This is a genomic window from Niabella beijingensis (assembly GCF_020034665.1).
Classification (GTDB): domain Bacteria; phylum Bacteroidota; class Bacteroidia; order Chitinophagales; family Chitinophagaceae; genus Niabella; species Niabella beijingensis.
Window position 1 is genome coordinate 509,882 of the sequence record NZ_JAIQDI010000002.1, and the last position, 26,594, is coordinate 536,475.

Below are 26,594 nucleotides of genomic sequence, written 5' to 3' on the forward strand. Positions count from 1 at the left end.
TAATAGTTTATAAAAAACGCAGTCTGGAGTGTAAGCTTTAAAATAACGATTCCGTAGCTAAATTATTGTTGCTAAAAGAGAGCAAAGATAGCTCATTAAAAGGAGCTGCCATTAACTGGACGCCGAAAGGCATCTGGTGGGTTGGATGGGTGAAAAGAGGAAGTGAAATGGCGGGGATACCCGTAAGGTTAGCCATAACGGTGTAGATATCAGCAATATACATGGCGATCGGATCCTGGGCCTTTTCACCGATCTTAAAAGCCACAGAAGGAGCCGTTGGCAGGCAGATAAAGTCGAACTCCTTGAAAATCAGTTGTAAATTATTTGTTAAAATTCTTCTTACCTTTTGGGCCTGGGTAAAGTAGGCATCATAGTAACCGGAGCTGAGGACAAAGTTGCCAAGAAGGATCCTTCGTTTTACTTCCTTGCCAAACCCTTCTGAACGGTTCTTTTTATAAAAACCATCCAGTTCTTCGCGGGCGGCTTCGGGGGAACGGTAGCCATATTTGACACCATCAAAGCGCGACAGGTTAGAAGAGGCTTCGGCTGTGGTGAGGACATAGTAGGTGGGAACGATATAATCCAGCAGATCAAAATGAACTGGGGTGACGGTATGCCCGGCAGCTTCCCATTTTCCCAGCTGGTCTTTGAGGGCTGCACTTATTTCCGGATCCAGGCTTTCGTGCTCCAGCGCTTCAGGAAAATAAGCGATCCTGTAGGTCGCATCCTTTTTCAGCGCTGCCGAATAAGCGGGTACCGGCTGTTGCGACACGGTGCTGTCGAAATCATCTGCACCGGCAATTACTTCCAGCACCAGCGCTGTGTCGGGTATGGTGCGTGCAAAGATGCCGATCTGATCAAAAGAAGAAGCATAGGCAATCAGCCCGTAACGGGATACACGCCCGTAGGTAGGTTTTAACCCGATGATACCACAGAAGTCAGCAGGCTGACGTACCGATCCGCCGGTGTCACTGCCCAGTGATACCATACTAAGGCCGGCCTGTACTGCCACTGCGGAGCCGCCGGAGGAGCCCCCCGGGATACGGGTTTCGTCGGCAGCATTCAGCACTTTGCCATAAACAGAATGCTCATTGGTGGAACCCATGGCAAATTCATCACAGTTGACACGGCCGATGATAATGGCACCTGCTTCCAGCAGCCGTTCCACGGCAGTTGCAGAAAAAACGGCGGTAAATCCTTCCAGGATCTTTGAAGCGGCTGTTACTGCATGGTCTTTATGGCAGATCACGTCCTTCAGGGCTACGATAACACCATGCAGCTTTCCCTGGGGGGCAGTCATTGCATCCAGTTCTTCTGCACGTTGCAGTGCCTCTGCGGCATATACCTCAATAAATGCGTTGAGATGTTGATGGGCTTCGATCTTTTCCAGGTAGTGCGCAACCGTGGCCTTACAGGTAGTTTCCCCGTTCAGCAGCTGGGTTTGGTACCGGGCAATAGAAATAAAATCCTGCAAAAGAAAACAGCTTTTGTAGTCAGATGTAAAAAATAAAAATAAACCGGGTCTTATTCCTGAGTGGAAGCGGGTCTTTTAGGCTCGGATGAAATGGTATTGGCGCTTTCCTCGATCTCCCGCTTTACATTATCCTTCGCATCGTTAAATTCACGCACCCCTTTACCCAGTCCTCTCATTAATTCAGGGATTTTACGGCCTCCGAATAACAACAGCACAATAACCATTATGATAATGATCTCGTTTGTACCCAACGCACCCAATAATTGAAAATTTGCCATGATTTGTAAAAATTAAAGTTCAAATATACACTTTGTATCGTAATCTGAACGGTGAAATATAAGATTGAAGAATTCCTAAAATTATTACGCCAAAAAACCACAATTGTTTTGAAAATGGCAGGAGATTTTTGATAATTTTTATCGGTGGCGCAAATTCGGTTTATCTGGTTAAAAGACGCTTATGGGAATCTGATCGGGCTGTCGAGATAAAGCCGGCGCGGCAATCGCAGGTCTATGTCCATGATAAACAATCGTGTAATCCGCCGGATGGAGCGTATTTTCTGTTTCAAAAGAAAAGTCCCGCATTTGCGGGACTTCCCTGAAAATATCAGTACAGCAGCAGTATTATGCCTGTGCTTGTTTCTTTTTGCCTTCAGTAGCAACGGCCATACGTTTTTCACGGATGCGGGCACTTTTACCAAAACGCTCTCTCTGATAGAACAGCTTGGCACGGCGCACCTGGCCTACTTTGTTTAAAACGATAGAGTCAATATTGGGAGAGGTGAAGGGGAACAACCGCTCAACACCGATACCATCGGAGATCTTTCTTACAGTAAAAGTAGCAGTGCTGCCTTTTCCCTGTTTTTTTATCACATCTCCTTTAAAAGACTGGATCCGCTCTTTGTTTCCTTCAATGATCTTATAGTTGACAGTGATATTATCACCGGCTTTGAAAGCAGGGAACGTCTTTTTGGAAGTCAGTTGTTCGTGTACGAAATCTATAGCGCTGCTCATAACTCTGAATTTTAAATCCCGATTTTTTATTACCGGGATGCAAAGGTAGCAAGGAAATCACTATTTTCCAAAAAAAAGACAGGATATTGCTATTGCCGCGGTTTACAGCCGCTTTAACATGTCAACTGTCTGACTTTCAATAGAATCCTTCCGCTTCTTTATCGCCTTTCTGCCAAAAAGAAGGATGCAGAGCGCTGTAAATGCACAGAATGCCATAATGCCGCCCATGGGTACGGCAGTTTCATTATGGAAAATACTGACCAATACGGTGCTCAGGGCGCCCACCGCCATCTGAATACAGCCCAGCAGGGCTGAGGCGCTGCCGGCGTTTTCCCGGAACGGTGCGATGGCCAGGGCAGATGCATTCGGAAACGTAAATCCCTGGCAGGCCAGGAAGATGCAGCAAAGTATGATACTGCTGTATAGTCCCCACCAGTTCAGGGCAAACCCCGCAAAAAGCAGCAGACCGGCCAGGGTCTGGAAACTGACCGCCCGTGGAATGATGTATTCACTTGTGCGGACACGCAAAATGCGGGCATTGATCTGTGTGGCAGCCACCAGCCCGGCCGCAACAATGGTAAAGATCCAGCCGTACACCTGCTCGCTTACGCCGAAGAGCTCCATAAATACATGCGGGGATCCTGCGATATAAGCATACAGCCCAGCGGCCGTAAAGGATCCCGCAAGGGCGTAGGTAACAAACTGCTGCTCCTTAAACACGGTTCCGAACTTACCCAGGATGGATCTTGGATACAACGAATAATGCGGGTCGGGCTTTTTCGATTCCGGCAACAGAAAAATGACCATACCAAGAATAACCGCACCTATGGTTCCCAATACCATAAATATGGACTGCCATCCAAAGGCAGCTGCCAGATAGCCGCCGAGCGTGGGGGCAATGATAGGAGAGACGCCTACTACCAGCATAAGCAGGGAAAATATTTTGGCATTTTCAGTTACATCAAAGAGGTCCCTCACGATGGCCCGGGAAGCCACCATACCTACACAACCGCCGATCGCCTGCAGAAAACGCAGCCCGATCAGCATTTCAATGGAAGTGGCAAACACACAGCCGAACGAAGCCAGTATGTACAGTGCCATGCCGATGTATAATGGTCGTTTACGGCCGTATTTGTCCAGCAACGGACCATATAATAATTGCCCTACAGAGATACCAACAAAAAAACCGGAGAGGGTGAGTGACACCTTGCTGACATCTGTATGCAGGTCTTTTGCTATATCCGGAAAGCCGGGAAGGTACATGTCGATGGAAAAAGGGCCGATAGCAGACAGTAAACCTAGAATCAATAAACGGATAAACCTTTGCTCCTTCATAAATCAGGAGCAAAGGTAAGGCTAAGGTTATGGAAATGGAAGATTAAGTTATAGTAAACCAACTGCTGTCCTGCTAAAACATAACACTGAATCCGACACCGAGTGTGTTGAGCGGGCTGCCGCTTAAACTGGTTTTTGCTGAAAAGGTTTCTTCTGTTTTTGTTGAGGTATCGTTATTTTTTGTACTGTTTTTTGCATAGCTCACTGCAAGGATATTGGGCAGCATCAGTTCGATATTTGCCCAGTCGAGGACTTTGTAAGACAGTCCGGGAGTAAAGCCCAGACCCACAACATTCTGACGGGTATGGGCACTATTTGACGGCATCTTTAAATCGGAGCTGCTATAACCCAGTGAGGATTCTCCAAATAAAGAGAAGTCGTTACCCAAGGATTTATAAAGCCGGTTGAATACACCAGCAGAGAAACCCGATTGCTCCGAAGTTGCTTCACCATCCCGGTTTTTTTGTTTTAAAAATAAGTAGCCTCCCTGCACTCCCCATATTACCCCGGAGGTGAATGCGTGACCCGCTTTAAGCTGAAATGTTCCGATACGTCCGCTGCCGGAGGACTCGTACTGGTTGTTGTTAAAGTAAATATTTCCGCCGATCAGGTTCGTGCCTTTGTCGGCCTGTGCTGTTGAAATGATATGGAAACAAAAAAGTGCAAGGGCGGTAATGAATAATTCTTTTTTCATAATTCAGTTTTTTAAATGGGATAAGTAATGAGATGCACAAATAGGTGCCTTGTGCCGGCATAGCCGATCTGGCATCAGAACAGGATGTTGAAGCCAAGCGCTAAAAGATCAGCAGTGCTTCCGTTCAGACTGGTGCTTGCGCCAAAATTGGTATTCCTTTGCCGGGAGTCTCCTATAACCATCCGGTTTACCATATAGTTTGCCGTAACAATGTTGGGGAGTGAGAGTTCTAAATGTGCCCAGTCAAGCACCTGATAAGAAATGCCGGGAGTAAATCCGAGGCTCGTCTGGTCCGATGTAGGTCTGGCGCCTACAAAATCAGGCGAAGTGGCCATATGTGCATAAAACAAAGAGGTCTCTCCATAAAGGTAAAAGTCCTTTCCCAGGGGCTTGTACAGCCGGTTAAATAAACCCCCGCCGTAGGTGTGGCTTTTGCTGTAGGAAGTGCTGCCGGAAGCTTTGATATTGGAATATCCGAGAATTCCAAAAACGCCCCACACCACATTTTCAGAAAAAGCACGGCCTGCTTTTATACTAAAAGTCCCTCCGTTCATTTTTCCGGCAGTATCGTTTTTTATGGTATTAAACGACAGGTTCCCTCCGATCAATGTGGATCCTTTTTTAATTTGAGCAGTTGCGCAAAAGTGACCGGCCAGCAACAGTGTTACCATGAGCAGTTTTGTCTTCATAATTCAGTTTTTAAAAGGTTATTGTCAATTTTTAATAAGGACTCAAAAGTAAATGGAGACATTTAAACAGCAAACCGGTTTAACGATTGTTTATTACAAGGAAATGTAAAATATGAGATGTGAGATTTGAGAAGTGAAAAGTGAGAAATAAAATGTGATCTTAAGTTTTAAATTACGGGTTTCACATTCCGGTTGATACGGGCCGAAAGCTGATGACTGAATTCTCAAATCTCAATTTCCAAATCTCACTTCTCAACCCCCGGTTCCGATATTCTGCATGCTATATTATCTTTTAATTGTAAATTGAGCGATGCATGCCACTTCCGCTTTTCTATTATTGCTGGCGATCCTGTCCGGTATCGGGCTGATCATTATTTTGAGTACGAAGTATAAGGTTCATCCTTTCTTTTCCCTGTCCGCAGCCTGTTTTGTAACCGGTGCTGTCGGAGGACTGGATGCCATGATGATTCTTACAACGATGAAGGAAGGCTTTGGTAAGATCATGAGCTCACTCGGATTTATCATTGCCATCGGAACCGTGCTGGGAATGGTGTTGCAGGCGAACGGGGCCACAACAGCAATGGCCAATGCGATCATAAAATGGGTGGGAAGCAGGCGGTCTGTTTTTGCGATAAGTCTGACCGGCTTTATCGTAGGACTTCCGATTTTTTGTGATTCGGGTTATATCGTTTTGAACGGATTGAATCAATCCATGATACGCAAGACGGCGGTGCCCGTAGCCGTTATGAGCACGGCGATGGCCACCGGGCTTTATGCCGTGCATTGTTTTATACCGCCGCATCCGGGTGTTACGGCTGCGGTTGGTGCTCTGAATGCAGACCCGGGCCGGGTTATTTTATACGGCTTGCTGGCCGCCGTTCCCGCCATGCTGGCCGGTTATTACTGGGCGGTATGGCGGGGCAGAAAGTTTCCGGCCGGACCTGCTGCCGATAATGAACCGTTGATCTCAGAGGAGCCGGCACAGCTGCCGGCTGCCCTGCTTTCCTTTGTTCCGGTTGTAGTACCGGTACTGCTGATCGCCCTGCGGGCTGTTGTGTTTAGCCTGATGCATACCGGGAACGGAACGCTTGAGCAGGTGCTGATCGTCGGGGACCCGGCGATAGCGCTTTCCATCGGATTGGTCCTGGCGCTGATGATTCCATCAAAGTGGAATAAAGGCCAACTGCATCAGCTGGTACAGCACGGGCTGGAAAAGGCGGGTGGTATATTGGTTATTATCGGTGCCGGTGGCGCCTTTGGCATGGTGATCCAGGCACTGAAACTACAGGACTATCTTTCCGGGTTGGAGCATATCAACACATTGGGACTGCTTTTCCCATTCCTGGTAGCGCTTGTGCTTAAAACGGCACAGGGTTCGTCCACAGTGGCCATTCTTACCGCTGCATCCATTGTGCTGCCGTTTCTGCCGGGGCTGCAGCTGGACTCCGAAAACGGTCGGGTGATCGCCGTACTGGCCATGGGCGCGGGTTCTATGGCAGTTTCGCATGTAAATGACGCCTATTTCTGGGTGATCACTAATTTTTCAGGCCAGGAATTGAAACCGGTGCTGCAGGTATACAGTACGGCTACGGTTTGCATGGCGGTTGTGGGTTTATTGTTTGTGTATTTATTGTCTTTAATCATTTTATAAATGAAAGTGGTTATAGCGCCAAATGCGTTTAAGAACAGCCTCCCGGCAGATGAAGTGGCCGCTGCTATCAGACAGGGATTGTTGCAGGGCGGCTATAAAGGAGATTGTGTTTGTCATCCGGTAGGCGACGGCGGGGATGGCACAGGCGCCCTGCTGAATCATTGCCTGGGAGCGGAAGTGATCGCAGCCACGGTTGCCGATCCATTGGGAAGAAGCATTACAGCGTCTTTCGGATGGATCGCCGCAACAAAGACCGCGGTGATCGAGCTGGCCGATGCTTCCGGTCTGCGCCTGCTGGATCCAAAAGAATATGATCCGTTGCGCGCTACCACGGCGGGTTGCGGACAATTGATCAAAGCGGCGCTCGACAGGGGGGCAGCAGAAATTTTATTTTGCATCGGCGGAAGTGCAACTGTGGATGGCGGCTCCGGACTTTTAAAAGAGCTCGGAGTTGTTTTTTTGAATGAAAAGAAAGAACCCCTGCAGCAGCTTCCTGCGGACTTGGTGTCACTCCGGGGTATTGACAGGCAGCACAGTGACCCGCGATTGAATGCCACAACCTTCACCATACTCTGTGATGTTAAAAATCATTTATTGGGTGCAAAGGGCGCTGCTGCTGTATTTGGACCACAAAAAGGAGCAGGACCAGATGAGGTCCGGTTACTGGAGTCGGGACTCAAACAGTTGCGACGGATCACAGAACGGGTTACAGGAACTGATATAAACCAGCTGACCTATAGTGGTGCAGCAGGAGGCGTAGCTGCTACATGTATGGCGTTCTTTAATGCTAAAGCAGTAAATGGAATCGATTACTTCTTAAGCAGGACCGGTTTTGAAGCCTTGCTCAAAGATGCCGGGTGGGTGATTACCGGAGAGGGCGCGATTGACCACCAGACCCTGGAAGGAAAAGCGCCTTATGGCGTGGCGAGGATGGCAAAACGGTATGGCATCCCTGTGATTGGTGTGGCGGGGAAGGTGCCGGAAGAAGAAGACACTGCTTTAAATGAATATTTTGACTGGCTATTACCGATTAACGAACAACCGCTGCCATTGGAGGAAGCCATCCGGCTTACCCGCACGAACCTGGAAAAGACGGGCCGGAAGATTGCGAGCACATTAAACAGTCAGCTGGATATTCCCTGAGCGCAGCTGATGGAATAAAAAAAGCCTCCCGCCGGGAGGCTTTATAAATCTTTTTTTTGTAATTACCGTGCCACGTTCACCGCGCGTTTTTCGCGGATCACCGTTACCTTGATCTGACCGGGGAAGGTCATTTCGGTCTGGATCTTTTGCGCGATCTCAAAAGAAAGCTTATCACTGTCCTGATCGGAAACCTTATCGGACTCTACAATCACACGCAATTCACGACCGGCCTGTATTGCATAGGCTTTCTCCACACCCGGGTAGCTGGTAGCCAGGTTTTCCAGGTCTTTGATGCGTTGCAGGTACTGCTGCATGATCTCCCTGCGGGCACCGGGACGGGCGCCGCTGATGGCATCGCAGGCCTGTACAATGGGGGAGATCACATACTGCATTTCCACCTCATCGTGGTGGGCTGCAATGGCATTTACCACAGCAGGGTTCTCACCATATTTTTCCGCCAGTTTTGCACCCAGCAATGCGTGGCTGAGTTCTGATTCCTCATCAGGTACTTTACCGATATCGTGCAGCAATCCCGCGCGTTTTGCCAGTTTGGGATTCAGTCCCAGTTCAGAAGCCATGATGGCGCAAAGGTTGGCTGTTTCGCGGCTGTGCATCAGCAGGTTTTGTCCGTAAGAAGAGCGGTAACGCATACGGCCGACCATTCTTACGAGTTCTTTATGTAATCCATGAATGCCCAGGTCGATCACGGTGCGCTCACCAATCTCCATTACCTGTTCTTCGATCTGTTTCCGGGTTTTTTCCACCACTTCTTCAATACGCGCAGGGTGGATCCGCCCGTCGGTAACCAGGCGTTGCAAGCTCAACCGCGCAATTTCACGACGCAGGGGGTCGAAGCAGGAAAGCAGGATGGCTTCAGGCGTATCGTCTACAATAAGATCTACGCCGGTAGCGGCTTCTAGGGCACGGATATTTCTTCCCTCACGTCCGATGATCTGGCCTTTTACTTCATCACTTTCCAGGTTGAATACGGTGATGGAATTTTCTATGGCCTGTTCGGCAGCGGTACGCTGGATGGTTTGTATAATGATTTTGCGGGCTTCCTTGTTGGCTTTTTGCTTTGCCTCATCAATGATTTCCTGCTGGAGACCGATCGCCTGGGTCTGGGCTTCGTTTTTCAGACTTTCCACCAGCTGGCTTTTCGCTTCTTCAGCAGACAGTGCGGCAATTTTCTCCAGGCGGCGGATGTGCTCTTCCTGGTGTTTTTCCAGCTCGGTACGTTTTTTATTCACCACTTCGATCTGGCGGTTCAGGTTATCCTTGATGGCATCATTTTCTTTAACCTGTTTATCCGTATTGGCCTCTTTCTGGCTGAGCGATTGCTCTTTCTGTTTAATACGGTTTTCTGATTCCGCCAGTTTCCGGTTACGGTCATTTACTTCTTTGTCGTGTGCAGATTTCAGGGAAACAAAGCGTTCCTTGGCTTCCAGTTCCTTTTCCTTGCGGATGGTTTCTGCCTTTAACTCGGCTTCTTTTATGATGTTTTTGGAGTGTAACTCCGCTTCTTCGATTTTTTGCTTTGTATTTTTTGCAAAGATCAATTTACCGATGAGGACGCCCACCACCAGGCCGCCCAGGATATAAAAAAATATTTCGGAATTCATTAAATTTCATTTTTTACTTTTCTTTTCAGAAAAAGCGTCTACAATTTCATTAAACTTCAATACCCTTCAGTTTTTTTTAATTTATCCGGAAAGGCATAGCGGCGAAGATACAAAAGCGGCAGCAAAAAATACATCTTTAGGTGAACTAAATTATATCCTTCGAAATGAGGGGCTTAGAGGGCGGTTTTGAATGACAGGCGCTATTGAGTGATAAACGGGATCAAGACGCATTTATATATTTATTATTTATATTAGCTGTCTTTATCATTCTGAACTGAAAATTAAACCTCTTATGAAAAAAAAGGAACTGCTGCTTCTTGTCTTCTGCGGGAGCCTTGCGTTACAGGGCTGGTCGCAAAAAATCATTCGTAACTATGGTTTTGAATTGTTTGATGTCGGAGGCAGGCTGATCAGCTGGGGACCACAGAACACAAAAGGCCAGTACCTGGTGCTTCCCAGTCTGACCGGACATTCCGGATTCGGATCCGTGCTTATTACACCCCGGCCCGAAGCACCCGCCGACAGGGGGAGTGGCTTGTGCAACACCTTGCTGACGCAAAACATGGTGAGCGGAAAAAAGACAATACGCATCACCGCCCATATTAAAACAGAGAATCTTGGAAATGGGGTGGCCAGTATCTGGATGCAGCTCAATGGGGTCGGTACCATTATTTCTGATAAGAACAGCGACGATCAGAGTCCGAAAGGAAATTCGGAATGGAAGAAATACTCAATTGAGCTTCCCATTACCGGGAACGTGCAGTCGGTTGCATTCGGATGCAAAATGACCGGTACCAGGCAAGGCCTGGTTCGACGATTTTGAAGTTTTTATAGATGATGTTCCGGTGCAGGAGTAGGTCGAAAGTAACCGGGATCAGGTCACATCAACCAGAGGAAGTCATAAAAGCGGGTGTCATTTGCGCACCCGCTTTTTTATTATGACCATCAACAGTTCGTGCCGCCGTCAATGGTAAATCCTGCCCCGGTAATATAGCCTCCTTCCGGTCCGGCGAGGTGGGCCACCAGGGCCGCTACATCAGCGGCGCTCCCAAATTGGGATAAGGCCATCAGCGCACGCTGCCCGTCTGCATGCGGACCAGCTGCCGGATTCATGTCGGTATCGATCGGTCCGGGATGAACCAAATTTACGGTGATGCCCTGCGGCCCCAGGTCCCGGGCCATTCCCTTTGTAAGCCCGATCAATGCACTCTTGCTCATGGCGTAGAGTGCCCCGCCGGGCACCGGCATCCGTTCGGCCTGGCAGGAGCCGATGGTAATGATACGGCCGCCGTTTTTAAAACAGGAAACGACCGCCTGTGAGGCCGCAAATACGGCGCGGATATTTACCGCTGTGATCCGGTCAAAATCAGCGATGGTGAAATTGGTAAAGGCATCATAAAATGCAATGCCCGCATTGTTTACCAGGATATCCAGTTGGCCGTGCTGTGCTGCGATTTTCTTTACTGCTTCCTGTACGGCCAGCGGGTCGGCGTTATCGGCCTGTACCGCCATGGCCCGGCCGCCCGCTGCTTCAATATCCCGAACCACTTCCGCAGCCTTCGCTGCAGCGGCATGATAAGTGATGACTACAAGAGCCCCTTCATGCGCCAGCTTTTTTGCAATTGCGGCCCCGATGCCACGGCTGCCGCCGGTAACAAGGGCTACTTTGTTCTTCAGTTTACTCATTGGATTCAATTTTATGCAGCAAAACTAAAAGTGAATGTTTATTTTTGCCAGTACTGACTTAATTATTAAGTACTAACAAAATAGTAAGTAAGGATGCGAAAAGCAAATTCAACCAATTCCATCAATGAAGATAACCTCGTGCGCAACTGCGGCGTGGTATATGCGCTTTCGATGATCGGCGGCCGCTGGAAACCGGCCATCCTTTTCAGTCTGCTGGAGGGAAAGATGCGGTATAATGAATTGCTGAAATCCATTCCCGGTGTATCCGAGCGGATGCTGGTGGCCCAGCTGCGCGAGCTGGAAGCGCACGGTCTGGTAAACCGGATCGTTTATGCAGAAGTGCCGCCCCGTGTGGAATACGAACTGACCGCTTTGGGCCGCTCTGCTGAAGCCATGTTGCTGGGCATCTCCGGCTGGGGCAATAAACTGCGGCTGAAGCAGGAAAAAGCGGGACGGAAAACTGCGTGAGATGCAGGAACGGTCAGTGCAGATAAATACCCGTAAAGGCACGGGCATAAATTTCGTGCACCTGTTCTTCTGAAAGCTCCATGGGACATCTTGCCAGCAGTCTTTTTTGGAGGATGCCATCCGCTGCAAGTGCAGCTGTTGCTGCTTCGGGGATCTGAAAACCCGCCAGCGTTTCCGGGATCCCGATATCCCTGGTTAATGCGGCCAGCACACGGATGCATTTTTCGGCGGCCTCCTGCATGCTGATCGTTGCTTCAGAAAATCCCAGTGCCTCATATACCACGGCCAGGCGTGCTGCACAGGAAGGAAGAATATACCCCAGCACATAAGGGATCAGTACCGCATTGGATTCCCCGTGTGCCAGATGGAACTGTCCGCCAAGCGGATAGGCCAGTGCGTGGATCGCACCCACACCGGCATTAAAAAATGCCATGCCGGCAAGATAGCTGCCATAGGCCATTGCGGTGCGGGCCTCACGGTTGCTGCCGTCTGTAACAGCCTGCCGGAGCGTACTGCCGATCAAACGGATGGCCTGCAATGCCAGTCCATCCGAATAAGGCGTTGCATTTACAGAAATAAAAGCTTCTATGGCATGTGTTAAGGCATCTGCGCCGGTGGCGGCGGTAACCCTGGGCGGAACTGAGAGCGTGAAAACGGGGTCAACGATAGCAGCATCCGCCAGCAGGTAATCGTGCACCACCACATCTTTAGTACGCTCCAGTGCCAGCACGGAAATATTGGTAACCTCGGTTCCGGTGCCGGAGGTAGTGGGTATAAGTATCTTGGGTAATCCGCGGTGTTCAATTTTTTTTGTTCCGGTAAGATTCAGGTAGGCGCTTACCGGTCCGGGATTCTGAATGAACACGGCCACAAGCTTTGCCATGTCCAGCGCACTGCCGCCGCCGAATCCGATAACGAGTTTGAAATTACCACTTCTGCCAAAGTCGATCGCCTTTTGTCCTGTTTCCACAGTGGGCTCCGGAACAAGATCGCTGTAAATCGTATAGGCGATCTGCTGTTGATCCAGGAGCTGCAGTACCGGGCGGATGATAGGAAGGGTAACCAGCGCCGGATCGGCGATGATGAGGGCGGGACCGTTACCAAATTGCTGCAGCAGGGCGGGCAATTGTTGGATGGCATCCCATCCGATTGCTGTCAGGGGCACGGGCTTTACAGTTGTTGCCCCGGCGGGGGATTTCAGGAGGATCTCATTAAAAGACGCGGTCATAAAAAGCTGAAATATTTTTTTGAATCACCACTTAAATTCGATTATCTTAGTCGCTATTGAAGGGGGAAGCAATGCTTGGCGTAAAATTAAAAAAAGCCGCCTCACAGCAGGTGCTGTTGCAAGATTGTATTATGATTGCGTAGAAAAATAGCACCGGCAGCAAGCTGCTTTTCATCTGAGAAAGATAAGGGGAACGCCACTAACTTGTTTTAATAAATCAGGTGTTTAATAAATAATGAACGACAAGATACTATCGGCCGGTACCGCAACAACAGATATCACTCCGCCAATTGGTTCTGTAATTAACGGAGATTTTTTCCCGCACCGTGCGCAGGCTGTTATGGATCCGCTGTATGCCAAAGCGATCGTATTGCAATCCGGTAGTATTCGGCTGGCGTTGGTGATGGTAGATATCTGTTCACTTACCTATGAATTCCTGGATCCTGTAAAACAGCAGATCGAAGCCGCAACCGGCATTGAGGCCCGGCACCAGCTGATCGCCGCCACACATATTCATTCAGGAGGAACGGTTACCGGTATTTTCCTGTCTGAGGTTGATGCAACTTATAGCGCCGCACTTGCCGCTGCGCTGGTTCAGGTGGTAACAGCCGCCTGTGCACACCTCACACCCTGCCAGGTGGCTTATGGATCGGCAATGGTACCGGAGCATGTAGTTTGCAGACGGTATCATATGAAAAGTGGTTTTGTACCTTTTGATCCTTTTGGAAACGGAAGCGATACCGTAGTTACCAATCCTTTCGGAAATGAAGACAAGATCACAGCACGTGCGGGCGCTACAGATCCGGAACTGGCTTTCCTTGCGATTCGATCCCTGGAAGGAACATGGCTGGCCGTATTGGCGAATTATTCATTACATTATGTAGGCGATTTTTCGCGCGAGCTGATCTCAGCAGACTATTTCGGTCATTTTGCCCGCTGTCTGAAAGAACAGCTGGGTGCGGGTTCCGATTTTGTAGCGCTCATGTCTAACGGTACCAGCGGTAATGTAAATATCTGGGATTTTTTAAGCCCGGGGCGTTATCCCGGCGGGGCCTTTGAAAAAAGCAAACTGATCGGAACGGCACTGGCCACCCGCATCACCGAATGTATCCCGCAGCTGGAGTGGGAAACAGCGGCGGCCCTGGCAATTGAAACCACCCTGTTTGAGTGGCCGGTACGCAAACCGGCAGCCGCGGAACTGGAGATGGCACAGGAATGGCTTCGGGAAGCACAGTTCGACACCGATAAACATCCTGGGCCGCAACAGGTAAAACAAATCTATGCGCGGGAGCAACTGCTTTTAGCAGCTGAGCCCGATCATTGCCCGGTGTATCTTCAGGCCATCCGTATTGGCAGCGGACGGATCAGCGCGCTGCCCGGGGAGTTTTTTGCAGAAACAGGATTATGGCTGAAGGAACGGTTTTCATCCACTCCCTATTTTACGATTTGCCTGGCAAACGGCAATATTGGATATGTGCCGCCTCCGCATGAAATGGAAGCAGGCGGGTATGAAACCTGGCGCTGCCGCACCAGTAAACTTGAAGCGGGGGCGGAGCCGGAAATCAGAACCCGGCTGGAACAGTTGTACAAAAAAATATAAACGGACCGGGAACTGGGACCAGCGGTTACGCTGTTGCATCAACCGTTCTGCGGTAATCGGTGGGTGTCATTTTTTTGATCTTCTTAAACTGCCGGTTAAAATTGGCCAGGTTCTTAAAGCCGCATTCGTAGGCGATCTCCACCACATTCTTATTTTTTTCAGCGATCAGCTTGCAGGCATATCCTACTCTTACCGTATTGAGGTATTCGACAAATGTGGTCCGGTAATTCTCTTTAAAAAAATTACAGAAAGTGGTAATGGCCATATTCGACCTTGCCGCAATCTCCGGAAGCGAAATATCACTGTCGAAATTGCGCATGATATATTCGGTGATCTTTGCCGAACGGTCAGATCCGTTCCAGCATCCTTTTTGTACATATCCCGGACTGGCCAGTAATTCGTATTCCCGGGTGTTGGCCAACAGGTGAAAGATATTGAAGAGCGCGGACAACCGCTCCAGGCCGGTCATTTCCGGCATTCGCTTCATAATGATATTGATCCGGTTCCGGGTCACACCGTGAATGACCATCCCATGGGCAGCCAGCTGGAACATTTTTTTCAGGTTCTCCATTTCCGGGATCTCCATAAATTTTTCTCCCAGGAATTTTTCCACAAACTGGATCACGATCCCATCGGCAGGCTCTCTGGCTTCTCCCTTTACATAGGTCTCGTCGTTCAGCCATACATGCTGAAGCCCCGGTCCCATAAAAACAAGGTCATCCTTATCAAAATAGCCGATATGGTCGCCCACCATCCGCCGGCCAGTACTGCTGGTGATCAGCACCAGTTCAAATTCGGGATGGTAATGCCAGGGACAGGGAAAGAACTGGCCGCTTTCCCTGAATACAATAAATGATTTGTCATAGTCCTGTGGCAGACGTTGTTCAATCGCTTTCATACTTGAAGAATTAAGGCTGATATTATTCTATTATAAATTTAAGTAAAATAGTACCAGTTCATTTTAATTGGTAAAAAAAAGTATCAGTAGTCAATCAGATAATATTATGTAATCCCTGAATGGTCCAGTACTTTTGACTGATGCCAGCAATACGGAAGTATTTTACGCCGGGTTCCTTTATTTTACTGCTCCTCCTGGGATACCGCGCGTATGGTCAGGGGCAAAGCTGGGATACCACCTACCGGCCGGAGATCTATCCGTTGCTCCGGGATCTTTACCGTTCTGAAAAAGCAGATACAACTGATATCGTGTTCCTGGGGAATAGTATTACCTTCTGGGGGCTGTTTAACGAGACACTGGGGGTGCCGGGCATTAAAAACAGGGGTATCCCAGGTGATATTACCAATGGAGTGCTGGAACGTCTGGATGATATCCTGGAAGGGCGGCCTGTAAAAATTTTTATACTGATCGGTATCAATGATATTGCGCGCGGGATCCCGGACAGCATCGTGATCCGTAACCAGCAACGGATACTGGCGCGGATCCGGGAGCAGTCGCCCCGGACAAAAATTTTTCTGCAAACCCTGTTACCGACAAACAGTTCTTTCAAAAAGTTATCCAGCCATTACAATAAAGAGGAACACATCCGTTTTGTCAATAAGGCCCTCCGCCGCCTGGCAGCGGCATCAGGTGCCACGCTGATCGATCTGTATGCGCTCTTCGATGACGGAACGGGGCAGCTGATAAAAGAGCTGAGTTTTGATGGTGTACATCTGACCAAAAAGGGTTACGACCGCTGGATACAGCTGATGAAGCAACACCATTATCTGGACGACATAAAATGATACTATTGGATCTTAAAACAACAACAAATGAAGAAATTGATTGCACTTGCCGGATTTTTATTTTCAGCGCAGCTTTGTCCGGCGCAGTTTCCTGCGGAGGTTCCCGCTTCTGCATTGCCCGGAACGGAGATATGGGACGGGGCTCCGCACAATGCGTTTACGGATCTGCTGTCCTACAAAGGATATGTATACTGTAGTTTCCGTGAAGGATCAGCACATGTTCCCGGTTCCAACGGAGTAGGCCGTATCATCCGCACCAGGGATGGAAAGAACTGGGAATCCTTTGTACTGATTCAGAAAGAAGGCATCGATCTCAGGGATCAGAAGATATCGGTAATGCCCGATGGGCGTATGTTGTGCCTGATGGGCGGTTCTGTATATGATACCACAAAAAAGCCCTCACAGTTGCTGGGGATGTATCCGCATGTGGCCTTTATGGGACCGGATATGAAATTCACCACACCGGAAAAGGCCATATTGGAGAACAGCGGTCATAACTGGATCTGGCGGCTTACCTGGTACAAGGGAACCGGTTATGGAATCGATTATGGCAGCGGAAGAGCGGCTGTACTGGTGAAAACAACAGACGGGAAAACATTTACCCGGGTAGCCAGCCTGGATGTGGATGGAATGCCCAATGAATCCACGATCCGGTTTGATAAAAAAGGAACGATGTACATCCTGATCCGGAGGGAACAGGATGATAAAATGGGCATACTGGCTACCGGCACAGCTCCTTTTACTTCTTTTAAATACCGGAAGCTGGATTATCGTTTGGGAGGGCCGGAATTTATTTTTACACCGGATCAGAAAAAACTGATCGTGGGAACCCGGTTGTACCTGCCCGGAGGGGCAAAAACAGGGATACTTGTTACCGATCTTGAGGGCCGGCTGCTGAAGACACAGGTACTGGAGAGTGGCGGTGATTGCAGCTACCCGGGGATGCTGATAAAAGGGAATGAACTCTGGACCAGTTATTATTCTTCGCACACGGGAAAAACAAAGATCTATTTTGTCCGTATCCCATTGAAGGATCTTTTAAAATAAGCATTCAGCGGCAACCCTTATAGTTTCTAAAAACAGACCGGGATGCCGTGCGGTTTTAAACTTATAAAACAGATGAAACAATATCGCCTGAATCGCCTGATGAACCCCGCCTCGGGAAAATGTTTTGATGTAGCGATCGATCATGGTTTTTTTAATGAAGCAGGATTTCTGAAAGGAATAGAACGGATGCAGGAGGCCGTTGAAACGGTGGTGGCAGCGGCACCGGATGCCATACAGCTTACTGCCGGACAACTGCATCACCTGCAGCAGATCCCCGGGAAAGGCAAGCCGGCACTGGTGTTGCGGACAGATGTGGCCAATGTATATGGCAGGGAACTGCCGGCAACGGCATTCAGTAAAATGATCGAAGAACCGGTATTGCAGGCGGTGCGGGCCGATGCGGTTTGTATGTGTGTAAATCTGTTCAGCATCCCCGGTGCACCGGAAGTGACGGCGCAGTGTATTGACAATATCCTGAAACTGAAAGTAGCCGCAGACCATTATGCAATGCCCATGATGGTGGAGCCGCTGGTGTTCCGCCCCAACAGTGAGGCCGGGGGATATATGGTCGATGGCGATCTGGATAAAATTGTGCCGCTGGTGCGGCAGGCAGTGGAGCTGGGTGCCGATATCATTAAAGCGGATCCCTGTGATGACCTGGAGCAATATCACAAGGTAATTGAAACAGCGGGCCGGGTACCGGTACTGGTACGCGGCGGCGGAAAGGCTGCTGATGAAACCATCCTGAAGCGCACGAGGATATTACTGGATCAGGGAATCGCAGGTATCGTATATGGCCGCAATATCATTCAGCATGCATTCCCCGATCGCATTACCAGGGCCCTGATGGGTATGGTGCACGAAAATTATACAGTCGAAGCATGTATGGCTGTTTTAAAAAGTGCATAAAATAATAAAAATGGAATTACCGGAAACTATTTTAAGCCTGAAAGGGAAAGATATCTGGGTGATCGGTGGTGCAGGATACCTGGGCCAGCCCACAGTGACCTTGCTGAGTAAGGCAGGTGCAACCGTACTTTGTTGTGACCTGAACGGGCGTGCCGCGCAGCTTGCAGCTGCCAGCGGAATGGAAGCAACCGTCACTCCTGCTGATATCAATACCGGCGAAGAAGCCGCCGTAAAAGCCTTTGTTGAAAAACAGGTGGCAGAAAGAGGAACACCTCACGGACTGGTGGATCTGTCCTTCGCATCGACCTCCAAAATAATGGAAGACCTCACTGCAGCCGATTTCAATAATGTTAATAAAGCCATTACCAATACTTTTCTGCTGGCGCGGGCGGCAGGTACGCATATGGCAGCGCAGCAAAGGGGAAGCATTGTTCTTTTTTCCAGTATGTATGGCAATGTGGCGCCCTATCCTGCGGTATATGAAGAGCTGGGGATGAATAAGAACCCGGTTGAATACGGAGCGGGCAAAGCGGCTATTATCCAGATGACCCGCTATCTGGCTGTGCATTGGGGAAGAAGAAATGTACGTTGTAATTGTATCTCTCCCGGTCCGTTCCCCAATCCCCGGGTGCAGGAAGCGCATCCGGAATTCATCAAACGCCTGTCGGAAAAAACGCCTATGGGCCGCGTAGGCAAAGGACATGAGATTGCAGGAACTGTTGCTTTCTTAATTTCAGAGGCCGCCTCCTATATTACAGGGCAGAACATATTGGTGGACGGGGGGTGGACTGCCTGGTAAATCATGAATATCATTTCGCAGCAAAAGATCGGGTTGGGTACGGTTACCTTTGGAAGGGAAATCGATGCGGCACAATCGTTCCGGATCATGGATCATGCAACAGCTGCCGGGATCTTTTTCTTTGACACGGCGGCTGCATACGGGCAGGGTGCTTCCGAAACCATTATCGGCGATTGGCTGCAGGCGCATCCCTCCCGTGCGCAGCAGGTAACGATTGCTACAAAATTATTACCACCTTATGATGCTGCTACACTCCGGCAGCGCGTTGCCGAAAGTCTCCGGCGTCTGCAGCGGGAATCCATCGATCTGCTTTTTTTTCACAACTGGCATCCGTCTGTATTATATGTGGACACTTTAACCGCGCTGGCGGACCTGATGCAGCAGGGGACTGTTAAGGCCACTGGCGCCAGTAACTTTAACGGAGCCCAGCTGGACCGGCTGCTCACCACGCAGGAAACCCTGCAGTTGCCTAAAATAACAGCAATACAAAACAACCATAATCTTGCAGTGTCAGATCTGGATGCACCCTTGCTTTCCGTATGCCGGAACCATCAGCTTGCAATCATTACCTATAGTCCGCTGGGTGCAGGTTTTCTTACGGGAAAACACAGCAGCTCGGTTGAAGAAGGGTCGCGTTTTAATCTCGTGCCCGGGCACCAGGCTGTTTATTTTACAGATGAAAGCAGGGCGCAGTTCCAAAAACTGTATAACGCGGCAGGCGGACAAAGATACCGGCAGATACAATGGGCGCTGGCATGGGCATTGCAGCACCCGCATACCGACCGGGTACTGGTTGGTGCCCGTACGGTGATGCACCTGGACCAGGCACTGCGGGCGGCGGCCTTTGATGATACGGTTTTTTTGCAATGGCTGAAACCATTTGAATGATCTTTTCACAGGCACTATCGTTGTTATGTTGCCCGGTCTGCGGCATCAGTTAACACTCAGCCGGAAGACGGCCTCCATTGCTTTTTTATTTGCAGCAGACAGAAAATGAAAAATAAAAATTAGTATCATGATTCGGTAGAACCTGTGGCATCAAACCGGAATTTATGGGGCAAATTTGAAACCGGAAATATCCGGTTACCGGATCTGGAAATAACAACTTTATGGAACAATTAGATCAGCAACAATTAACAGTAAACAAAGACTGGTGGAAAGAGAGCGCTGCGGGTGTTCCGCAGCTGATTACTGAAACACCGGGGCCGCGGTCAAAAGAAATGCATACACGCGCTGCCCGCTATATGAAAGGCCTCAGCAGCCAGGTGAAACTTTTTCCTGTGTGTTTTGAAGAAGGGTATGGCGTTACGCTAACAGATGTGGACGGGAACCGGTACCTTGATTTTTCTTCCGGTATCTATGTTACCTCACTGGGGCACTGTCATCCAAAGATATCAGAAGCAATCGCCTACTGGGCAAAAAAACTGATGAATGCACACGATTTTACCACACCCGTTAAGGAGAAGCTGCTGGAAAAAATGGCGGATGTATTACCCGGCAATTTGAATGCCATTCAGCTGTACAGCGATGGCGCCTCTGCGGTAGAAGCGGCCATCCGTGCTGCCCGTGCTATTACCGGCAAACATGAGTTTGTTTCGGGATATCGCGACTTTCATGGAAAAAGTATGGCGGCGGTAAGCTGTGCCCAGATGATACGGGGAGATGTGTTCAGTTATGGTCCCACGCGCGCGCCCGGTTTTTATATGGTGCCGCGTCCCGATCCCTATCGCCCGTTATGGACAAAACCGGACGGCACGATCGATACCGATAAATATATTGAGTTCTATGATCAGTTTATTACTGAAAGCACCGTTGGCAATGTAGCGGCCTTCGTACTGGAACCGGCCCAGGGCTGGGCGGGTTCTATATTTCCGCCGGATGATTTTTTCCCGAAGCTAAAAGCATTTTGTGAAAAGAAGAAGATCCTTTTGTTTGATGATGAAGTGCTGGCCGGCATGGGAAGAACCGGTGAATACCTCTGTATGAACCACTGGAACGTGCAGCCGGATATCGTTACCCTGGGCAAATCTTTTGGGAACGGATTCCCTGTGACAGCGATGGTATTAAAAGAGGAGTATGGCGAAGCGCTGGAAAGTATTTCGGCTTCTTCCAGTTATGGTGGTAATCCTATGGCCTGCGCAGCAGCACTGGCATCCATTGAAGTAATAGAGGAAGAAGGATTACTGGAAAATGTACGAACAGTAGGGGCTGCCATTATGAAGCGGCTGGAAAAAATGAAAGCAGCGCATCCGATCATTGGCGATGTGAAGGGCAAGGGGTTCCTGCTGGGAATAGAACTGGTTAAAGACAAAACAACAAAAGAGCCTTTTGCCGAAGCCGGCACGCTGGTGTATCAGAAGGCCTTTCAGCGCGGCCTGGCCTGGATACCGGCCGGGCATATCCTCAGAATGTCGCCACCGCTTATTATGGATGAAGCCTATGCCATGAAAGGCATCGATATGATCGAAGATGCCATATATGCCGTTGAAAAACAATTTGGATACGTGTAAAAATATAACAGATGCAAGCCATATCCGGACTACAAACAAAAAAAACGATCTGCCTGAAGGGAAATATAATGACCGATACCGGCTTTCAGAAAGCAGTGGTACGGTTTGAAAACGGTGTAATCCTTTCGGTAGATACGCAGATGGATGGGGAACAGGAAACAGGAGCGCTGATCGATGTGGGCGACGCATTTGTTGTACCCGGTTTTATCGACCTTCATATGCACGGGATCCATGAATACCTGATCGATAATGGTCCGGGCGATCTGCAACAGATTGCGCAGCTCATCCTTCAATATGGCATTACAAGTTTTTTACCAACGGTATGTCCCCGCAGGGAAGGAGAGGATACCGCATTTCTGAAAACACTTGCTGCGGTTCAATCTGCAGGGGCGAATATCCTGGGGTTTCATCTTGAAGGACCGTTTATAAAGCTGACGGGCTCCCTGGTAGCGAACACGGTAGCAAAGGCAGATCCCCGGCGGGTTAAGGCATTGATTGAGGCGGCAAAACCTTACCGTCCGGTATTCAGTATCTCTCCGGACCTCGATGATATCGCGGACATCATTCCGTTAATGGCAGCGGATAATACACCGGTGTTTATGACGCACACGGCGGCAAATGTAGAGCAGACAAAAGCCGCTATTGCTTTAGGGGCATCTCATGCCACCCATTTTTACGACGTGTTTCCCTGTCCGCCTGTTACGGAGCCGGGGGTACGTCCCTGCGGGATCGTTGAGGCCATCCTTGCTGATGAACAGATCAGCGTTGACTTTATACTGGACGGTGTCCATGTCGATCCGATCGCGGTAAAAATGGCATTGGCCTGCAAATCCAATGGCCCGGGATCCGTTTGTCTGATCACGGACTCCAATATAGGAGCCGGTTTGCATGCAGGCCGGTTTATTTTTGGTGAGAACGGGGAAGTGGAGATCGCTTATAAAGGAGCTCCGGTGCGTAAAACGGCCGACAATACCCTTGCAGGCAGCGGACTGACCATGGATCAGGCTGTGCGGAATGCGATGCGGTATCTTGGCATTGAATTACATCAGGCGGTTAAGATGGCCAGCAGCAATCCCGCAAAGGTATTGGGTGTGGCAGATCGAAAAGGAAAAATCACTGCAGGTTATGATGCCGATCTGGTAGTACTGGATCCGGAATACAATGTGCTGCAGTCCTGGGTTTCGGGACAACAGCGGTTTTTAAAAGACAGTGAAGAGCTAAAGGTGAAAAGTAAAAAGTGAAACGTAAAATGATATAGTTATGAACGACTTTCAGTTTGAAGCATCGCAATGGGTGCCCTTTAAAGATAAGGCGGTGATCGAAAAGGTACGGGCTATTAAAAGAGCCGATATGGAAAAACATTCCAATCCTGATTTCCGCATTCATGTTTATCCCGATGCGGATGTCGAATTTGTGTGGGTGACGGACCTGTTTACACGGATCTGGCAGGCGGCACAGCAAAATCAGAAACTGGTACTGATACTACCCAATCCCTGTCCTTCTTACCGGCATGTGGTACGACTGATCAATGCAAACAAGGTCAGCTGTAAAAATATTTATGCCTTTGCAATGGACGAATACGCGGATGAAAATGGAAGGATCGCACCAGCCGGATGGGAATACGGATTCACGCATGCAATGTTCCATTATTTTTACGATCGCATCGACCCGGCGCTGCGTCCTCCGAAGGAGCAGTTTGTGGGATTCACAGATAAAAACATCAGTGATTACGGAAAGATGATCGAAGATCTGGGCGGGGCAGATGTGTGCTACAGCGGACCAGGATGGACGGGGCACCTTGCATTTATAGAACCCGATGCGCCTGAGTTTGCCGGAAGTCCGGAAGATTGGAAAGAGATGAGTGCCCGTATTGTAACCCTGAGTCCTTTTACACTGGCGCAAAATTCCCTCCACGGCAGCTTTGGTAAAAGCGGTGATCTTTCCGCTGTACCGCCAAAGGCCGCCACTATCGGTCCTAAAGAAGTGATCCGGGCCAAACACCGTGTAGATACCCACTCCATCACCGTACATGGTACTACCACCTCCTGGCAGCGACTGATGACCCGGCTTGTACTACACGGTCCGGTAACACCCCTGATCCCCGAATCCATCTTACAAACCCTCAGAACCGATGTGCTGGTATCAGAGACCGCCGCCATGGATATTGAACCCGACTGGAATAAGGGATATTAGCAATCAGCAGTGAAACAGGGGCTGACCCCATGCAAAAGCAGACGGCTCAAGTCTCAAATCCCGTTTCTCAATTCTCAATTCTCGAATCTCGAATCTCGAATCTCAAATCTCAAATCCCCACTCTCCAATGATAAAAGCCGGGGCGTTTGCCATAGATATTACTCCGCAACAATCAGTGCAGCTGGCGGGTTATCCTTTTGTTGAAAGAAAAAGCAGCGGTGTGCATGATCAGTTGCTGGCAAGTGCGCTTTATATTGAAACCGGAGGAACTGCCCTGCTTTTTATTTCCTGTGACCTGATCTATATTGGAAAAGAAACGGCGGCGCGGATACGCAACATCCTTCAGGAGCAATATGGCATACCGCAAAGCCATATTATGCTAACGGCCACGCATACGCACTCCGGTCCGGCCACCGTTACTTTTATTGCGGGGTCGCACGACGCGTTGTTAGAGCCTGTCGACCGGGAGTACCTTGCATTTTTAGAAAAGCAGTTGCCCGTGGCAGCAGGACAGGCCATCCGGACGGCGGAAGCCGCAGTTGTGGGGTTTGGGATTGCGGATGTAACCGGCATCGGTACCAACCGGCACCACCCGAAAGCTGCTGCTGATCTGAATGCACCGGTGCTGCTGGTGCGCAGGAAAACCGATGACTTCGTAACTGCCTGTATGGTCGTTTGCAGTATGCACCCAACAGTACTGCATGAAGATTCGACACTGATCAGCGGCGATTTTCCCGGCCTCACCCGGATGTTGTTACAGCAGCAGTATTTTTCCCCGGAAACGGTATTCCTGTTTCAGCTGGGAACAGCGGGAAATCAGAGTCCGCGGCATGTAACCAGCTCTAATTCGTTTGATGAAGCGGCGCGGCTGGCTGGCATCCTGGCGGCTGCCATCTCAAGAAGTGCCCGTACGGCCCGGTACGAAGAAGCCATCGGACTGAAGTTGCTGCAGGATAAAGTGACTTTGATACGCAAGCGGTTCCCTTCGCAGGAGGATGCCGCATTATATGTAACGGTTTGCAGGAAGGTGCTGGATACTGCCATTGCCGAAGGAAGGCCTGTACAGGAGGTGCGTTCTGCCGAAGTAAACTGGTTCGGTGCAAAAGAAATGGCGCATTTATCCCTGCTGGCCGCCGGAGGAAAACTGGAGTCGTCCTACCAGAAAAATGAGGTAGCGGAAATTCTCATTTTTAAGATCGGGCCGTTGCTGCTCATTGGCTGGCCGGGAGAGATCTTTGTGGAATATGGCCTTGAAATAAAAGAAGATTTTCCGAACGCTGCAGTTATAACTCTGGTGAACGGAGAACTGCAGGGTTATATTGTTACTGCGGATGCGGCAGCGGCGGGGGTATATGAAGCCTCCAATGCCATTTTTGATGCATCCAGCGGTGCATTGCTGGTGACAAGGACAAAAGAACTGATCAAGACATTGGAATAATATGTTACTCCTGGGAATTGATATGGGAACCAGTTATTTTAAAGCCGGCCTTTTTGATGAAAAAGGCATACTGGTAGGTTCAGGCAGAACAACGGTACCCAAATATATACAGGGTGCACAGGTGGAATTAACGGTCGCGGATTTCTGGCGATCGCTGCGCCAGTGCATCAACAGTGCCTTTGAAGAGGCAGGTGCCGGTCGCAGTACACTGGCGGCGATCGCTTATTCTTCGCAGGCCAATACTTTTTTATTGTCCGATAGCGGCGGGAAACCACTCACGCCACTGATCCTCTGGACCGACGAACGGGTACCGGCGGATGGATCGCTGGCCCGATTTGCAAAAGAAGAAAAATGGCAGGAGGTCACCGGTATCGGCATACCCTTTGGATCCGGCTTCTGTATCAGTAAATGCAGATGGTTCCAGGAAAATGCTCCTGAACTGTGGAGTAAAGCAGCAATGTTATTCACCCTCCCGGATTATTTTATGTTTTGTTTAACGGGGAGCCGGCTGATAGATACGAGTACCGCATCGTTACTGGGATTGATGGACCTGGAGCAACAAACCTGGTGGCCGGAAGCCCTTGCTGCATCCGGGATCCAGGAGACGCAACTTTCTTCACTTTGTCCTGTAGGTACGGATAGCGGCTCACTCCGGCCGGGGAATCCGCTGCTGCTCCCATCCGGTGTTCGTATCATTGCAGGCGGCTTGGATCATCATATGGCTGCTGTTGGTATCGGGACCGGCACAAAAGCTCAACTCAGCGAATCAACTGGAACCGTTATCGCCGCGGTATTGTACAGTCGTAATAAAAAACGGTTAAAGGAAGTGTGCATGGCACCGGCACTGGAACAAGGGGCTTATTTCAAAATGTGTTTCGACCGAAACGGGGCGGGTGCGCTGGAATGGTACCGGGAGACCTATGCCGCGTCATACAGCTTGGAAGAGCTCTTGGAACTGGCAGCAACCGTTCCTGCAGGATGCGAAGGACTTAAGGCTTTGCCCTGTGCGAACCTGTATCCTGATAAAAAGGGGTTCTTAAACCCGCAGGAACATTTTCATCACGGGTATTATATACGGGCTATTATGGAATCGGCCGCAGTCAGTTTGAAAAAGCTCATTGCTAAAGTAGACACAGCCCAGGAAAGCAGTGCGGTGTTTTCAACCGGGGGAGGTGCGAAGAGCGCACTGTGGGGCACGATTAAGGAAATGGTGATCCGGCGCCGCTTTTACCGGAATAAAAATAATGAGGCCGCCTGCAGGGGCGCTGCAATGGTGGCAGCGGCGGGAGCCGGGATGTTTGCATCAGTTTTTGATGTGCAGGGATCCTGGTTGACAGATGAATGAAGTATCT

General features: G+C 49.5%; 25 protein-coding genes. 15 read left to right on the forward strand and 10 right to left on the reverse strand.

The window, feature by feature from the left end; all coding sequences use genetic code 11:
* Positions 1-37 precede the first annotated feature (37 nt).
* From gatA to K7B07_RS18255, 6 genes are all read right to left on the reverse strand, one after another.
* Positions 38-1,474, reverse strand: a complete 1,437-nt coding sequence (gene gatA, locus K7B07_RS18230) for an Asp-tRNA(Asn)/Glu-tRNA(Gln) amidotransferase subunit GatA (RefSeq protein ID WP_223711961.1) — start codon at positions 1,472-1,474, stop codon at positions 38-40.
* 50 nt (positions 1,475-1,524) lie between these two features.
* A complete protein-coding gene (locus tag K7B07_RS18235; protein ID WP_223711962.1) occupies positions 1,525-1,752 on the reverse strand; it encodes a Sec-independent protein translocase subunit TatA/TatB in 228 nt (75 codons plus the stop codon).
* A gap of 345 nt (positions 1,753-2,097) precedes the next feature.
* Positions 2,098-2,487: a 50S ribosomal protein L19 gene (rplS, locus tag K7B07_RS18240; RefSeq protein ID WP_223711963.1), complete on the reverse strand. Its 390-nt coding sequence runs from the start codon at positions 2,485-2,487 to the stop codon at positions 2,098-2,100.
* A 102-nt stretch (positions 2,488-2,589) separates the two neighbouring features.
* A complete protein-coding gene (locus K7B07_RS18245) occupies positions 2,590-3,822 on the reverse strand; it encodes a multidrug effflux MFS transporter (protein WP_223711964.1) in 1,233 nt (410 codons plus the stop codon).
* Positions 3,823-3,895: 73 nt separating this feature from the next.
* Complete coding sequence (locus K7B07_RS18250; RefSeq protein WP_223711965.1) at positions 3,896-4,516, reverse strand: porin family protein; 621 nt, start codon at positions 4,514-4,516, stop codon at positions 3,896-3,898.
* A gap of 74 nt (positions 4,517-4,590) precedes the next feature.
* Positions 4,591-5,205 carry a porin family protein gene (locus tag K7B07_RS18255; protein ID WP_223711966.1) on the reverse strand — a complete coding sequence of 205 codons (615 nt, stop codon included), beginning with the start codon at positions 5,203-5,205 and terminating at the stop codon, positions 4,591-4,593.
* A gap of 310 nt (positions 5,206-5,515) precedes the next feature.
* Between K7B07_RS18255 and K7B07_RS18260 the strand changes: the two genes are divergently transcribed.
* Positions 5,516-6,856 carry a GntP family permease gene (locus tag K7B07_RS18260; protein ID WP_223711967.1) on the forward strand — a complete coding sequence of 447 codons (1,341 nt, stop codon included), beginning with the start codon at positions 5,516-5,518 and terminating at the stop codon, positions 6,854-6,856.
* The gene (locus K7B07_RS18265) at positions 6,857-7,999 is read left to right on the forward strand and encodes a glycerate kinase (RefSeq protein WP_223711968.1); all 1,143 of its coding nucleotides are present in this window, start codon (positions 6,857-6,859) and stop codon (positions 7,997-7,999) included.
* Positions 8,000-8,061: 62 nt separating this feature from the next.
* On the opposite strand, the gene rny is transcribed toward K7B07_RS18265, so the two are convergent.
* Complete coding sequence (gene rny, locus K7B07_RS18270) at positions 8,062-9,621, reverse strand: ribonuclease Y (RefSeq protein WP_223711969.1); 1,560 nt, start codon at positions 9,619-9,621, stop codon at positions 8,062-8,064.
* A gap of 292 nt (positions 9,622-9,913) precedes the next feature.
* Here rny and K7B07_RS18275 point away from each other — a divergent pair, with 292 nt between their 5' ends.
* Complete coding sequence (locus K7B07_RS18275) at positions 9,914-10,444, forward strand: hypothetical protein (RefSeq protein ID WP_223711970.1); 531 nt, start codon at positions 9,914-9,916, stop codon at positions 10,442-10,444.
* A 122-nt stretch (positions 10,445-10,566) separates the two neighbouring features.
* On the opposite strand, the gene K7B07_RS18280 is transcribed toward K7B07_RS18275, so the two are convergent.
* Positions 10,567-11,307 carry a 3-oxoacyl-ACP reductase family protein gene (locus K7B07_RS18280; protein WP_223711971.1) on the reverse strand — a complete coding sequence of 247 codons (741 nt, stop codon included), beginning with the start codon at positions 11,305-11,307 and terminating at the stop codon, positions 10,567-10,569.
* A gap of 93 nt (positions 11,308-11,400) precedes the next feature.
* Between K7B07_RS18280 and K7B07_RS18285 the strand changes: the two genes are divergently transcribed.
* Positions 11,401-11,775 carry a winged helix-turn-helix transcriptional regulator gene (locus K7B07_RS18285; protein ID WP_223711972.1) on the forward strand — a complete coding sequence of 125 codons (375 nt, stop codon included), beginning with the start codon at positions 11,401-11,403 and terminating at the stop codon, positions 11,773-11,775.
* A 13-nt stretch (positions 11,776-11,788) separates the two neighbouring features.
* Here the strand turns inward: K7B07_RS18285 and K7B07_RS18290 are convergent, their stop codons facing one another.
* The gene (locus tag K7B07_RS18290; RefSeq protein WP_223711973.1) at positions 11,789-13,003 is read right to left on the reverse strand and encodes an iron-containing alcohol dehydrogenase; all 1,215 of its coding nucleotides are present in this window, start codon (positions 13,001-13,003) and stop codon (positions 11,789-11,791) included.
* A gap of 235 nt (positions 13,004-13,238) precedes the next feature.
* Here K7B07_RS18290 and K7B07_RS18295 point away from each other — a divergent pair, with 235 nt between their 5' ends.
* Entirely contained in the window at positions 13,239-14,603 is a 1,365-nt protein-coding gene (locus K7B07_RS18295; RefSeq protein ID WP_223711974.1) for a hypothetical protein, read from the forward strand.
* Positions 14,604-14,628: 25 nt separating this feature from the next.
* On the opposite strand, the gene K7B07_RS18300 is transcribed toward K7B07_RS18295, so the two are convergent.
* Entirely contained in the window at positions 14,629-15,501 is an 873-nt protein-coding gene (locus K7B07_RS18300; RefSeq protein WP_223711975.1) for an AraC family transcriptional regulator, read from the reverse strand.
* Positions 15,502-15,641: 140 nt separating this feature from the next.
* Between K7B07_RS18300 and K7B07_RS18305 the strand changes: the two genes are divergently transcribed.
* From K7B07_RS18305 to K7B07_RS18350, 10 genes are all read left to right on the forward strand, one after another.
* Positions 15,642-16,346, forward strand: a complete 705-nt coding sequence (locus tag K7B07_RS18305; RefSeq protein WP_223711976.1) for a GDSL-type esterase/lipase family protein — start codon at positions 15,642-15,644, stop codon at positions 16,344-16,346.
* Between the two features lie 27 nt (positions 16,347-16,373).
* On the forward strand, positions 16,374-17,393 hold the full coding sequence (locus tag K7B07_RS18310; protein ID WP_223711977.1) for a hypothetical protein: 1,020 nt from the start codon (positions 16,374-16,376) through the stop codon (positions 17,391-17,393).
* A gap of 72 nt (positions 17,394-17,465) precedes the next feature.
* Positions 17,466-18,302 (forward strand): class I fructose-bisphosphate aldolase, encoded by an 837-nt coding sequence (locus tag K7B07_RS18315; protein WP_223711978.1) that lies wholly within the window; start codon positions 17,466-17,468, stop codon positions 18,300-18,302.
* A 10-nt stretch (positions 18,303-18,312) separates the two neighbouring features.
* A complete protein-coding gene (locus tag K7B07_RS18320; protein ID WP_223711979.1) occupies positions 18,313-19,101 on the forward strand; it encodes an SDR family oxidoreductase in 789 nt (262 codons plus the stop codon).
* A gap of 3 nt (positions 19,102-19,104) precedes the next feature.
* The gene (locus K7B07_RS18325) at positions 19,105-19,989 is read left to right on the forward strand and encodes an aldo/keto reductase (RefSeq protein WP_223711980.1); all 885 of its coding nucleotides are present in this window, start codon (positions 19,105-19,107) and stop codon (positions 19,987-19,989) included.
* Between the two features lie 221 nt (positions 19,990-20,210).
* Entirely contained in the window at positions 20,211-21,611 is a 1,401-nt protein-coding gene (locus K7B07_RS18330) for an aspartate aminotransferase family protein (protein WP_223711981.1), read from the forward strand.
* An 11-nt stretch (positions 21,612-21,622) separates the two neighbouring features.
* Positions 21,623-22,852 (forward strand): N-acetylglucosamine-6-phosphate deacetylase, encoded by a 1,230-nt coding sequence (nagA, locus tag K7B07_RS18335; RefSeq protein WP_223711982.1) that lies wholly within the window; start codon positions 21,623-21,625, stop codon positions 22,850-22,852.
* Between the two features lie 19 nt (positions 22,853-22,871).
* Positions 22,872-23,804 (forward strand): 6-phosphogluconolactonase, encoded by a 933-nt coding sequence (locus tag K7B07_RS18340; RefSeq protein ID WP_223711983.1) that lies wholly within the window; start codon positions 22,872-22,874, stop codon positions 23,802-23,804.
* A gap of 127 nt (positions 23,805-23,931) precedes the next feature.
* Positions 23,932-25,242 carry a neutral/alkaline non-lysosomal ceramidase N-terminal domain-containing protein gene (locus tag K7B07_RS18345; protein WP_223711984.1) on the forward strand — a complete coding sequence of 437 codons (1,311 nt, stop codon included), beginning with the start codon at positions 23,932-23,934 and terminating at the stop codon, positions 25,240-25,242.
* A gap of 1 nt (position 25,243) precedes the next feature.
* Positions 25,244-26,587, forward strand: coding sequence for an FGGY-family carbohydrate kinase (locus K7B07_RS18350; protein ID WP_223711985.1), 1,344 nt, complete (start codon positions 25,244-25,246; stop codon positions 26,585-26,587).
* The last annotated feature ends 7 nt before the right edge of the window (positions 26,588-26,594 follow it).

Bases quoted from the DNA above. Each gene is read 5' to 3' on its own strand.
- K7B07_RS18235 (WP_223711962.1), bottom strand. From the start codon at position 1,752: ATGGCAAATTTTCAATTATTGGGTGCGTTGGGTACAAACGAGATCATT.
- rplS (WP_223711963.1), bottom strand. From the start codon at position 2,487: ATGAGCAGCGCTATAGATTTCGTACACGAACAACTGACTTCCAAAAAG.
- K7B07_RS18245 (WP_223711964.1), bottom strand. From the start codon at position 3,822: ATGAAGGAGCAAAGGTTTATCCGTTTATTGATTCTAGGTTTACTGTCT.
- K7B07_RS18250 (WP_223711965.1), bottom strand. From the start codon at position 4,516: ATGAAAAAAGAATTATTCATTACCGCCCTTGCACTTTTTTGTTTCCAT.
- K7B07_RS18255 (WP_223711966.1), bottom strand. From the start codon at position 5,205: ATGAAGACAAAACTGCTCATGGTAACACTGTTGCTGGCCGGTCACTTT.
- K7B07_RS18260 (WP_223711967.1), top strand. From the start codon at position 5,516: ATGCATGCCACTTCCGCTTTTCTATTATTGCTGGCGATCCTGTCCGGT.
- K7B07_RS18265 (WP_223711968.1), top strand. From the start codon at position 6,857: ATGAAAGTGGTTATAGCGCCAAATGCGTTTAAGAACAGCCTCCCGGCA.
- rny (WP_223711969.1), bottom strand. From the start codon at position 9,621: ATGAATTCCGAAATATTTTTTTATATCCTGGGCGGCCTGGTGGTGGGC.
- K7B07_RS18275 (WP_223711970.1), top strand. From the start codon at position 9,914: ATGAAAAAAAAGGAACTGCTGCTTCTTGTCTTCTGCGGGAGCCTTGCG.
- K7B07_RS18280 (WP_223711971.1), bottom strand. From the start codon at position 11,307: ATGAGTAAACTGAAGAACAAAGTAGCCCTTGTTACCGGCGGCAGCCGT.
- K7B07_RS18285 (WP_223711972.1), top strand. From the start codon at position 11,401: ATGCGAAAAGCAAATTCAACCAATTCCATCAATGAAGATAACCTCGTG.
- K7B07_RS18290 (WP_223711973.1), bottom strand. From the start codon at position 13,003: ATGACCGCGTCTTTTAATGAGATCCTCCTGAAATCCCCCGCCGGGGCA.
- K7B07_RS18295 (WP_223711974.1), top strand. From the start codon at position 13,239: ATGAACGACAAGATACTATCGGCCGGTACCGCAACAACAGATATCACT.
- K7B07_RS18300 (WP_223711975.1), bottom strand. From the start codon at position 15,501: ATGAAAGCGATTGAACAACGTCTGCCACAGGACTATGACAAATCATTT.
- K7B07_RS18305 (WP_223711976.1), top strand. From the start codon at position 15,642: ATGCCAGCAATACGGAAGTATTTTACGCCGGGTTCCTTTATTTTACTG.
- K7B07_RS18310 (WP_223711977.1), top strand. From the start codon at position 16,374: ATGAAGAAATTGATTGCACTTGCCGGATTTTTATTTTCAGCGCAGCTT.
- K7B07_RS18315 (WP_223711978.1), top strand. From the start codon at position 17,466: ATGAAACAATATCGCCTGAATCGCCTGATGAACCCCGCCTCGGGAAAA.
- K7B07_RS18320 (WP_223711979.1), top strand. From the start codon at position 18,313: ATGGAATTACCGGAAACTATTTTAAGCCTGAAAGGGAAAGATATCTGG.
- K7B07_RS18325 (WP_223711980.1), top strand. From the start codon at position 19,105: ATGAATATCATTTCGCAGCAAAAGATCGGGTTGGGTACGGTTACCTTT.
- K7B07_RS18330 (WP_223711981.1), top strand. From the start codon at position 20,211: ATGGAACAATTAGATCAGCAACAATTAACAGTAAACAAAGACTGGTGG.
- nagA (WP_223711982.1), top strand. From the start codon at position 21,623: ATGCAAGCCATATCCGGACTACAAACAAAAAAAACGATCTGCCTGAAG.
- K7B07_RS18340 (WP_223711983.1), top strand. From the start codon at position 22,872: ATGAACGACTTTCAGTTTGAAGCATCGCAATGGGTGCCCTTTAAAGAT.
- K7B07_RS18345 (WP_223711984.1), top strand. From the start codon at position 23,932: ATGATAAAAGCCGGGGCGTTTGCCATAGATATTACTCCGCAACAATCA.
- K7B07_RS18350 (WP_223711985.1), top strand. From the start codon at position 25,244: ATGTTACTCCTGGGAATTGATATGGGAACCAGTTATTTTAAAGCCGGC.